At 73.6% G+C, this 10,063-nt stretch carries 11 protein-coding genes and 1 pseudogene; 9 read left to right on the top strand and 3 right to left on the bottom strand.

The window, feature by feature from the left end:
• Together rfaE2 and ACWEVO_RS18630 are read left to right on the top strand one after the other, a co-directional pair.
• A partial coding sequence (gene rfaE2, locus ACWEVO_RS18635) for a D-glycero-beta-D-manno-heptose 1-phosphate adenylyltransferase (protein ID WP_452308783.1) occupies window positions 1-1,023 on the top strand: 1,023 nt, incomplete at its 5' end.
• Complete coding sequence (locus ACWEVO_RS18630; protein ID WP_452308782.1) at window positions 1,020-1,889, top strand: glycosyltransferase family A protein; 870 nt, start codon at window positions 1,020-1,022, stop codon at window positions 1,887-1,889. The genes rfaE2 and ACWEVO_RS18630, both read left to right, overlap by 4 nt.
• Before the next feature lie 4 nt (window positions 1,890-1,893).
• Here the strand turns inward: ACWEVO_RS18630 and ACWEVO_RS18625 are convergent, their stop codons facing one another.
• From ACWEVO_RS18625 to ACWEVO_RS18615, 3 genes are all read right to left on the bottom strand, one after another.
• Window positions 1,894-2,985 carry a glycosyltransferase family 9 protein gene (locus ACWEVO_RS18625; protein ID WP_452308785.1) on the bottom strand — a complete coding sequence of 364 codons (1,092 nt, stop codon included), beginning with the start codon at window positions 2,983-2,985 and terminating at the stop codon, window positions 1,894-1,896.
• 76 nt (window positions 2,986-3,061) lie between these two features.
• On the bottom strand, window positions 3,062-3,601 hold the full coding sequence (locus ACWEVO_RS18620; RefSeq protein WP_452308781.1) for an Hsp20/alpha crystallin family protein: 540 nt from the start codon (window positions 3,599-3,601) through the stop codon (window positions 3,062-3,064).
• A complete protein-coding gene (locus tag ACWEVO_RS18615) occupies window positions 3,598-4,104 on the bottom strand; it encodes a DUF2231 domain-containing protein (RefSeq protein ID WP_452308780.1) in 507 nt (168 codons plus the stop codon). The genes ACWEVO_RS18620 and ACWEVO_RS18615 overlap by 4 nt, the downstream gene beginning before the upstream one ends.
• Window positions 4,105-4,269: 165 nt before the next feature.
• Between ACWEVO_RS18615 and ACWEVO_RS18610 the strand changes: the two genes are divergently transcribed.
• The 7 genes and pseudogenes from ACWEVO_RS18610 to ACWEVO_RS18580 form a co-directional block, all read left to right on the top strand.
• On the top strand, window positions 4,270-4,890 hold the full coding sequence (locus tag ACWEVO_RS18610; protein WP_452308779.1) for a pyridoxamine 5'-phosphate oxidase family protein: 621 nt from the start codon (window positions 4,270-4,272) through the stop codon (window positions 4,888-4,890).
• A gap of 506 nt (window positions 4,891-5,396) precedes the next feature.
• Complete coding sequence (locus ACWEVO_RS18605; protein ID WP_452308784.1) at window positions 5,397-5,966, top strand: hypothetical protein; 570 nt, start codon at window positions 5,397-5,399, stop codon at window positions 5,964-5,966.
• 129 nt (window positions 5,967-6,095) lie between these two features.
• Window positions 6,096-6,386 (top strand): DUF4190 domain-containing protein, encoded by a 291-nt coding sequence (locus ACWEVO_RS18600; RefSeq protein ID WP_452308778.1) that lies wholly within the window; start codon window positions 6,096-6,098, stop codon window positions 6,384-6,386.
• A gap of 162 nt (window positions 6,387-6,548) precedes the next feature.
• Window positions 6,549-6,998 (top strand): annotated as a pseudogene (locus ACWEVO_RS18595) (SRPBCC family protein); the annotation flags it as partial.
• Between the two features lie 398 nt (window positions 6,999-7,396).
• Window positions 7,397-7,768 (top strand): hypothetical protein, encoded by a 372-nt coding sequence (locus ACWEVO_RS18590; RefSeq protein WP_452308777.1) that lies wholly within the window; start codon window positions 7,397-7,399, stop codon window positions 7,766-7,768.
• 45 nt (window positions 7,769-7,813) lie between these two features.
• Window positions 7,814-8,377: a GNAT family N-acetyltransferase gene (locus ACWEVO_RS18585; RefSeq protein ID WP_452308776.1), complete on the top strand. Its 564-nt coding sequence runs from the start codon at window positions 7,814-7,816 to the stop codon at window positions 8,375-8,377.
• 523 nt (window positions 8,378-8,900) lie between these two features.
• Window positions 8,901-10,063, top strand: a 1,163-nt coding sequence (locus ACWEVO_RS18580) for a hypothetical protein (RefSeq protein ID WP_452308775.1), incomplete at its 3' end; no start/stop codon positions are given.

The raw sequence follows: 10,063 nt of genomic DNA, 5'->3' as shown, positions 1-10,063 counted from the left end.
GGGCTGCCCGAGGGGCGCTCGCACCCCACCTCGGGCGCACCGCCGGCCGACCGCCGCGCCGCGGGGCCGACCGGCGAGCCGACCCCCGGGGAGGAGCGGGTGGCGCTGACCGGTGACGGGCTCAGCGTGACCGGCACCGGCGTGACCGTGAGCACCGCCACCGGCGAGGGCGTGGACCGGGCCGTGCTGGCCGAGGCGCGCCTGCCCGAGCTGCGCGCGCACACCGGCGCCGACGTGGTGGCGGTGACCCTGGACACCGAGGGCGCGGTGGTCGGCGGGGCCGACGGGGAACCGCGACGCAGCCACAGCACCCCGGTCCCGGCCAGCCACGCGGTGGGCGCCGGGGACGCCTACCTGGCGGCGATGACCCTGGCGCTGGCGGCGGCGGCGAGCCTGCCCACCGCCGCCCAGCTCGCCCAGCTCGCCGCCACCATCACCGTCTCCGACACCGGCACCTGCGTGTGCCGGCGCGAGGACCTGCTCGGCGCGCTCGGCGCCGGCCCGGACGACGCCGACCACCCCACCCTGGTCGGCGCCGAGGAGCTCACCGCGATCGTCGCGGAGCACCGGCGGGCCGGCCGCTCGATCGTGTTCACCAACGGCTGCTTCGACGTGCTGCACCCCGGGCACGTCCGCTACCTGACCCAGGCCCGCACACTCGGCGACCTGCTGATCGTGGCGGTCAACTCCGACGGCAGCGTACGCCGGCTCAAGGGGCCGGACCGGCCGGTCAACCCGGTCGAGGACCGGGCCGCCCTGCTCGCCGCGCTGGAGTGCGTCGACCACGTGGTGATCTTCGAGGAGGACTCCCCGGCGAAGCTGATCGAGGCGGTCCGCCCGGACGTCTACGTCAAGGGCGGCGACTACCCGCCCGAGATGGTCCCGGAGGCGCCGCTGGTCCGCCGGCTCGGCGGGCAGGTCCACACCCTCGGGTACGTGCCGGACCGCTCCACCTCGGCGATCATCGACCGGATCCGGGCGCACTCGGCCAACCCGACCGTCGGCGAGGGCAGGCCGGCGTGAACCGACCGCTCGACCTGGGGGCGCCGGAGCGGTTCCGGCGTCCCCGCCAGCTCGACGTGCTGATCCCCACCCGCAACCGCCCGGCCGAACTGGCGGTCACCCTCTCCGGGCTGGCCGCCCAGGAGGGCGTACCCGACTTCGGGGTGGTGGTGAGCGACCAGTCCGACGACGATCCGGCGTACGCGCACCCGGCGGCGGCCACCATGGTCCGGGCGTTGCGCCACCGGGGCCACCCGGTGCTGCTGGCCCGGCGGCTGCCCCGGCGCGGCCTCGCCGAGCACCGGGCCTACCTGCTCGCCCAGTCGGCGGCCCGGTACGTGCTCTGCCTCGACGACGACGTCTGGCTGGAGCCGGGGACGCTGGCCCGGCTGGTCACCGCGATCCGGGAGCTGGGCTGCGGGTTCGTCGGCAACGCGGTGCACGGCCTGTCGTACGCCGACGACGTCCGGCCGGAGTCCCACGCCCACTACGAGGAGTGGCACGGCCGGCCGGTGCCCGAACGGGTCCGGCCGGGCACCCCGGAGTGGGAGCGGGCGGCCATCCACCCGGCGGCGAACCTGCTGCACGTGACCGAGAAGCTGCGCCTGCCGGCCGGCGCGTGGCGGGCGTACAAGGTCTCCTGGATCGGTGGGTGCGTGCTGTACGACCGGGCCAAGCTGATCGACTCGGGCGGCTTCGAGTTCTGGCGCCGGGTGCACGAGCGGCACCAGGGCGAGGACGTCGCCGCGCAGATCGCCGTGCTGGAGCGCCACGGCGGCGCGGGGGTGCTGCCCAGCGGCGCCTACCACCTGGAGTCGCCGACCACGGTCACCGATCGGGAAGTGGAGGCGTGGGAGGTCGTCCTGACCGACCAGCAGCCGGCCTGACCGGTCAGCCGGCGAGCAGTTCGCGGGCCGCCTCCAGCACCTCGATCACCGGAACGTCCCCGACGAACGAGTCGCGGTGCGGGCAGTCGCCGTCGCCGGGGCGGTGCGGATAGATCCCGGGCGTGCAGTCGGTGCCGCAGACCGGGCAGTGGGTGGTCCAGGAGGCGATCGGCCGGTGCCGGGCCCGCAACGGCGTCGCCCCGTTGATCAGGTTGCCGATCCAGTAGACGCCCACCGTCGGGGTGCCTACCGCGCCGGCCAGGTGCAGCGGCCCGCTGTCGTTGGAGACCACCAGCTGGCACCCCGCGTAGCAGGCCGCCAGCCCGCCGAGGCTGAGGGTGCCGACCTGCGGGCGGAGCGGCACGCCGGCCGCCGCCACCACCGCGTCGACCGTCTCCTGCTCGGCCGGGGTGCCGGTGACCAGCACCTCGTACCCGTCGCCGGCCAACGCCCGGGCCAGCTCGCCGAAGCGCTCCGGCGGCCAGCGCCGCCGGGTGTCGGTCGCCCCCGGGTGCAGCGCCACCCGGGGCCGGGTCGGCTCGCCCAACACCTCGCGGGCCTCCGCCCGGTCAGCGTCGGTCACCGCCAGGGCCGGGGTGATCGTGGTGGCGGGCGCCCCGACCAGGGCCACCACCTCCAGGTAGCGGATCACCTCGTGCTGGTAGTAGACGTACCGGATCCAGCGGTCCAGCGGCGGCGCGTCCTCGGCCCGCAGGCCGGCGGTGACCCGCGCGCCCAGCCCGGTGATGATCGGGTTGGAGTTGCCCCCGCCGCCGTGCAGCTGCAACGCCAGGTCGAAGTCCTCCTTCCGGGCCGCCGCGAGGAAGTCCTCCAGGTCCGACGGCGGCTCGTCCGGGCCGGGGTCGCGGATCCCGGGCGCGGGCGGCACCACCAGCACGCGGTCCACCGGGCCGGGGCGGTCGCGCCAGAGCTTCGCGTGCCAGGGCGCGCCGAGCAGCACGATCTCCGCCCCCGGGTACGCGGCCCGCAGCGCCGCCAGCGCCGGCAGGATGAAGATGAAGTCGCCGAGCGCGTTGGCCCGCAGCACGGCGATCCGCCCGACGTCGGGCACCCGCTCGCCCACCGGGCCGAGCACACCCGACGGCTCCCGGTCGCGGCGCGGCGACGGACGCGCCGCACTGGAGTTGTCCCCCGGGGTCGTCACGGGGCTCCTACGGCCGGTCGATCTCGTCGACCGTGGTGTCCGGGTGGTGCAGCTCCCGGTCCGCGGCCGGGTCGGCCAGGGCCGGCGTACCCCCCTCGCGGGTGCTGCGGGGGCCGGTGCGGCCGACGGTGATGGTGCGCGGCGCGGGCCGGGCGGCCCGGGGCAGCCGCACCCGGAGCAGTCCGTGGTCCATCACCGCGTCGATCCGATCCGGGTCCACCCGGGACGGCAGGTCCACCCGGTACTCGAAGCCGCGCGTCTCGAACCCGCCCGGGATGCCGTGATCGGCGTTGACCTCCGCCTCCGAGCGGGCCCGTACGCACAGCTCCCGGTCGTCCAGCTCGACCGCCACCTCCTCCGGCGCCACACCGGGCAGCCGGACGACCACCTCCCAGCCGTCGGCGACCTCGGTCAGTTCGACGTCCTGGCTGCCGGAGCGGCCGCCGACCAGGCGGCTCAGTTCGGCCCGCAACGACTGGAGTTCACCCATCGGGTCCCAGCCCTGCTGGCGTCCACGCCAGCCCCGGCCGCCGCTCTGTTCCGTCATCGCACGTCTCCGATCCGCTGGTGGGTCGAGGGGGGTCGCAGCGAGCTCGGCGCGTTCAGGTCGTGTTCCGGGTCCACGCCGACGCCGAGCCGGTCCACCAGCTCGCCGCCGAGCCAGGCGCTGATGCCGAGGATCGCCACGGCGACAACCTCGATGGCGATCAGGGCGCCCCCGGCGGCCCGGGACTCGGCGTTGAGCCGGACCACCCAGACGGCGGCGAAGAGCAGGATCACCGCCAGGTTGGCGGCGGCGTGGGTGAGCCCGACCCGCTTGGCGCGGGTGCCGGTGGGCAGGGCGAGCAGGTCGACGGTGCCGGCCGCCGCGGCCAGCAGGCCGCCGATCAGGCCGACGGTGATGTTCCAGTACGCGACCTCGCCCAGGAACTTCGGCCCGCCCACGGTGTCGATCACGTCGAAGATCACCGCCGTGACCAGGAGCGCCACCGGAAACATGACCAGCATCGGGTGCACCGGGTGACCGAGCACCTTCAGCCGGCTCTCCATTTCCGCCTCCATCGACCGCGTCCGGGCGCGCTGCGGGTTAGGCCGTACCCGGCCGCCCAGGGGGCAAACCTCGCGTCCGGCGCGCTCTCCTAGGCTGACGATGACGGAAACCGGTCCCGCGCGGGCCGGAATCGCCGTCAAGGTCGACCGACGGGGGAGGCAGGCGTGACCACACAGGAGATCAGCAGCCCGGAGGAGCTGCGCGAACTGCTGGGGGCGCCGATGCCCCGGGCGCTGACCAAGGAACGGACGACGTTGCACGCCCGGGACCGGGACTGGCTGGCCGCCTCGCCGTTCTGCCTGGTCGCCACCGCCGGCGCCGACGGCAGCTGCGACGTCTCGCCCAAGGGCGACCCGCCCGGCTTCACCCTCGTCCTGAACGACACGACCATCGCCATCCCGGAACGGCCCGGCAACCGGCGCGCCGACGGCTACCGCAACATCCTGACCAACCCGCACGTCGGGCTGATCTATCTGATTCCCGGGCGCACCGACACGCTGCGCATCAACGGCCGGGCCCGGCTGCTGCGCGACGCACCCTGGTTCGACGAGATGACCGTCAAGGGGCACCGTCCGGTGCTGGCGGTCGAGGTGACGATCGAGCAGATCTTCTACCACTGCGCGAAGGCGTTCCTCCGTTCCGAGCTGTGGCGGCCGGAGACCTGGCAGCCGGAGCTGCTGCCGTCCCGCGCCCGCCTGATCAAGGAGGTCGAGGCGCCCGTGGAGAGCCTGGAACACCTCGAACGCCACTACGGGCCGGAGTACCTGAAGACGCTCTACTCCTGACCGGCCCGGCCGCCGCCGCACGTTTGGGCGCTCGGCTGAGGGTACTGATCAGGGGACGGCCCACCGCGTCACGTGGCGCTGGAACCCCCTGGACCCGGGTCGAGGAAGGATGATGTGCGATGCCCACGAAGAGCAGCTCGCGGCGCGGCGGCGGATCGACCGCGTCCACGAACCCGCCGGGCAACCAGACCCCGAACACCCCCGACATCAACGAGAGCGAGATCGCCCGCCTCAAGGTCGACCAGCTACGCGACCGGCTGCGCCGCCGGGGCGTCACCGGCACCGCCGACATGCGCAAGGACGAGCTGGTCAAGGCCCTCGTCAAGAGCATGAAGGACGGCGCCAAGAAGAGCACCTCGGCGCGGGCCGGCGGCACCGGCCGCAGCGGCTCCGCCTCGGCCAAGAAGAGCACTTCCGCGTCCGCCCGAAGCTCGTCGGCCCGGAGCTCGTCCGGCCGGAGCTCGGCGGCCAACCCGCCGGGCAACCAGACCCCGAACACGCCGGACATCAACGAGAGCGAGATCGCCCGGCTCAAGGTGGACGAGCTGCGTGACCGGCTGCGCCGCCGGGGCGTCACGGACACCGCCGAGATGCGCAAGGACGACCTGGTCAAGGCCCTGGTCAAGAGCCTGCGCGACGACTCGGGGCGGTCCGGCGGCCGCGCCCGGGGCGACTCCGCCGGCAACGGCTCGTCCGGGGGCGGCGGCATCCGCACCGGCTCGCAGACCTCCCGATCGCTGAAGTACGCCCAGGAGGTCACCTCGGTCAACGACGAGCCGGAGCGGCCCGGGCGCAGCCTGGTCACCACCGACCACGACGTCATCCGGCAGTGGGCCGAGGCGCGCAAGGGCGTACCGACCACGGTGGACGGAACCGAGCACGACGGGCACCCCGGGGTGCTCCGCTTCGACTTCCCGGCCAACGGCCGCGCGGACCGGCTGCGCGAGATCAGCTGGGAGGAGTGGTTCCGCACCTTCGACGAGCGGCGACTCAACTTCATCTACCAGGAGCAGCGCTCCGACGGGAAGCAGAGCAACTTCTTCCGGCTGGAGAGCCCGGACCGCGAGGACGGCTGAGCCGGCACTCCCCCTCCGCGCCGGAGGCCCCCGGTCGACATCGACCGGGGTCTCCGGCGTCTTCGACGTTTCAGCAGGTTGCGCCGGGGTTATCAGGGAGCCTCCAGCTACTTCACTGTGGAGGGTCAGATGACTCAGCAACCGTCGTACGCGGAACACACCGGCACCCCAGCGGCACCCGCCGTGCGGGGCACCAACGTGATGGCGATCCTCTCCCTGGTCTTCGCCTTCATCTTCTCCCCGGTCGGGATCGTCCTCGGCCACATCGCCAAGAAGCAGATCCGGCAGACCGGAGAGCAGGGCAACGGCCTGGCCACGGCCGGTCTCGTCCTGAGCTACATCTTCACGATCCTCGGCATCCTCTGGATCGCGTTCGTGGTCATCCTGGCCGCCAACTCCGGCACCAGCACCGGCGCCTGACCGGCCGGCTCGGTACGGAGCTGGCGGGGGAGGCACCGAGCGAGAAGCAACTGTGAACGGGCCCGCGACCGGAGCCACCCGGCCGCGGGCCCTTCGCGTGGTTGAGCCGGATTTCCGCGGGTACGGATTCAGGTGCGGACGAAAGAACGACGAGGAGGATCGATGACCACCAAGGTCGAGAAGTCCATCGAAGTCGACGTGCCGGTCAGCACCGCCTACAACCAGTGGACCCAGTTCGAGGAGTTCCCCCGGTTCATGGGCGGCGTGCAGGAGGTACGCCAGCTCGACGACAAGCGGATGCACTGGGTCGCCGAGATCGCGGGCGTGAAGCGCGAGTGGGACGCCAAGGTCCTGGAGCAGGTGCCGGACCGGAAGGTGGCCTGGGCGGCCACCAGCGGCGCCACCAACGCCGGCGCAGTCTACTTCCAGCCCATCGGCACCGACCGCACCCAGGTCCGGCTCTCCCTCGAGTACGAGCCGGAGGGGCTGGTCGAAAAGGCCGGCGACAAGATGAACATCGTCGAGAAGCGCGCCGAGGCCGACCTGGAGAAGTTCAAGTCGTACATCGAGAGCCGCGGCGCCGAGACCGGCGCCTGGCGCGGCACGATCGACGAGGGCCGTACCCTCGGCACCCCCGGCGTGGAACACGCCGCCGGTTCGCGCGGCGACGACGGCAAGGCCGGCGTCTCCGGCAAGGCCGTGGCGGCGGGCGCGGCGGCCGCAGGCGCGGCGGCGGCCGGCGCCGCCGCGATGGCCAAGCACCGCTCGGACACCGACGAGGAGCCCGCGCCGGAGACCGAGACCGGGTACGTGGTGACCGACCTGCCGGCGCAGCGGGCCACGGGCGCCTTCCCGGCCGACCCGGCCGACCCGGCGGATCCGCGCACCAACCTCTGACCGTTCCTCTCCCTGCCGGAGTGGGCCCGGTGGGCCGGCCACGTGCCGTCCCGCCGGGCCCCCTTCGTCGTACGCCCGCCGCGCGGCTCGCCCGCGGCGCATACCCTGCCGGCGTGACCGACACCACCCCCCGACCGCGCAGCCCCGGCCTGCGCCTCCTCCTCGCGGCGCTGATCGACACGGCGGTGCTGCTCGCCAGCTTCGGCGTGTTCTGGCTGGTCGACGCCGAGACGGGGCGGGAGGGCCTGGCCAGGGCCGGCGCGCTGCTCCCCCTGCTCGCCTTCGCGGCCTGGCTGGCACCCCGCGTGTCGTACCGGCGGCGCGACGCCCTCCTGGTGTTCGTCGCCGGGTACGTCGTCTTCGTGATCGCCTGGCGGTTGGCCTACCTGCCGTACCGGGACTGGACGCCGCGCCCCGACGAGGTGGCGCAGGCCCGGTGGGCGGCGGAGCCGGAACACGCCGGGACCTGGCGGGCGATCGGCTGACGGACCCGGTGCCCCCGACCCGCCGGGCGCGTTACCGTCGGGCGCGTGAGCACACCGGAGATCAACGTCGCCACCCCGGCGGACCGGGCACGGGTCGTCGCCTCACTGGTCGCCGCGTTCACCCGCGACCCGGTGCTACGACACCTCTTCCCGGACGAGGCGACCTACCCGCGGTACGCCGCCGCCTTCTTCGGCCACCTCTTCGACAAGCGGGTGCACCGCCGGACGATCTGGACGATCGAGGGCGGGGCCGCCGTCGCTATCTGGGAACCCCCCACCACCGGCGCGGGCCGACCGGACGACGGCCTCGCCGCCCGACTCCCGGCCGACGCGCTCGCCCGGGTACGCGCCTACGACGACGCCGTGCACGCCGCGCTGCCGGCCACGCCGTTCTGGTACCTCGGGGTCCTCGGCACCCACCCCGACCATGCCGGCCGGCGCTGGGGACACGCGGTCATGCGGGCCGGGCTGCGCCGGGCCGAGGTGGACGGCCTGCCAGCGGTCCTGGAGACGAGCAACCCGGCGAACGTCGAGGTGTACCGCCGCGCCGGCTGGCAGGTCGTCCGGAGCCTGACCACGCCGCTGGACATCTGGGTCATGCGCCAGTGAGAACCGGATCAGGGGCCGCCCCGGGGCGGGAGACGCCGTAAGCTGGCCGCCGGCGGGTTGGAGGCTTGCGAGGTTCGAGGCATCAACCCGGCATGGCACCGGGCCGCAGCTGATGGGGTCACGCGACTGGGCACCTCACGGGGGACCGACGAACCGGACCGGCCGCCGGCGCCTGGCTCTTGCCGCCGTAAGCGGTCTCGGCTTGGTTCGGGCCCTCCTGCTGGTGCTCCCCGCGGCGACCGGTGGCCGCTGGGGCGTCCTCGACCGGCTGTGGTCGTCCTCCTCAGCCCGGCCCGAGCCAGGACCGACGTCGAAACCGTCCTCGGACCGGGTGCTCCCGGCGACGGAGCTCATGAAGGCTGAGGGATTTGGTTAAGGATCGTCAGTGATCGTTGGCCGGTCGTGGGTGTCGGTGTCTTCTGGTTTGATGCGGGGCGGTGGGGGTCTGCGCCGGCGGTGAGTCCTGTCGCGTGGCGCTCTTGTGCGTGGTGGCCGGGTCTGGGTGTGGTGAGGTTGGTGGCGGGTGAGTCGGACGGTGTCGCTGGTTGAGGGCGAGGCCTCCCGCACCGCGTGCGTCCGGGCTTTTGTGCGCGCCGGTGTGGATGAGAAGTCCAGCGAGGTCCTGTCCCAGGCGGTGCTGGCCGAGCGTGTCGGCTGGTGTGCCGATCTGGTGGCGGGCATGGTTTCCGGGCTGTTGGCGCAGCGGTGGAATGCCGCGGATGTGCGGGTGTTGGCCTGCGGTGTGGACGCGGGTGGGCGGAGGTTGCCGTCGAACGCGTGGATGGCGTTGCGGCGGCTGGGTTGGACCGTCACCGTCCGGGAGGGGGTGAGGGTCAATGACCGGATCGTGCGGATGGTTCAGGAGCAGGCCGGGCGTGCGCTGCGGTCGGTGACATGGCGTGCCGACCTGACCGCCGGGATCTTGGCGACCTGGCCGGCCGACCCGCGCAAGCGCACTCCGCAGGAGTGGGAGCAGGTTCGGGAGGCGATCCCTGGCGGGAAGTATCTGCCGGCCAACGTCGTCAAAGCGCGTACCCGGCAGGCCGCCACGTTCCTGGCCGCGCAAGGCCGCCTCCCGGTGGACCTGTTCGAACTGGAGAACAGCCCGAGAGTCTCGCGGATGCTGCTGCTTGCGGCGTGCGACCGGCAGCAGGCCACTATCGAACGCAGCGACACCGACCCAGGCAGGGTGCTGCTGCGCCTGCAGTTGCCCACCCGGCCGGATCCGCGCACGTACGGGGACTGGACGTGGGTGGCCTGCCCGATCACCCTGCCGCCCACCGTCCCCGCGGGCGCGGTGCTGCACCTACCCACCCTGCGCCCCATTGGTCGGCAGGTACGCGCCGATGTCGCGTTCACGCAGGTGGTGCCGAAAGCCCGACGTACCGGGCACGCGGTGGCGCTCGGTGTCGACTGGGGCCTGAACACCCTGCTCAGCGCGGGCGCCCTGCGACTGCGAGCCGATGGCCGGATCACCGCGTTGGGCGCTGGTGGCCAGTTCCGGGCCGCCGGAGTCCTTGCCAAGCAGCACCGGCTGCGCCGCCTGTCCGAGCGGCTGCACGCGAAGGCCGAGCAGTATCTGCGGCTGACCACCGGCCGCCGTGAGGAGCACCTGAGCGCGAAACACGAGGTGCTGCGCGAGGAGATCCGCCGCGTGTCCGCCCGCCGCCAGAACTTGAACGCCGC

Source organism: Micromonospora sp. NPDC003776, assembly GCF_053605645.1.
Note: the sequence above shows the minus strand (reverse complement) of the source record. Positions and strands in the feature narration are given on the sequence as shown.

Bases quoted from the DNA above. Each gene is read 5' to 3' on its own strand.
- ACWEVO_RS18620 (WP_452308781.1), bottom strand. From the start codon at position 3,601: ATGACGGAACAGAGCGGCGGCCGGGGCTGGCGTGGACGCCAGCAGGGC.
- ACWEVO_RS18615 (WP_452308780.1), bottom strand. From the start codon at position 4,104: ATGGAGAGCCGGCTGAAGGTGCTCGGTCACCCGGTGCACCCGATGCTG.
- ACWEVO_RS18600 (WP_452308778.1), top strand. From the start codon at position 6,096: ATGACTCAGCAACCGTCGTACGCGGAACACACCGGCACCCCAGCGGCA.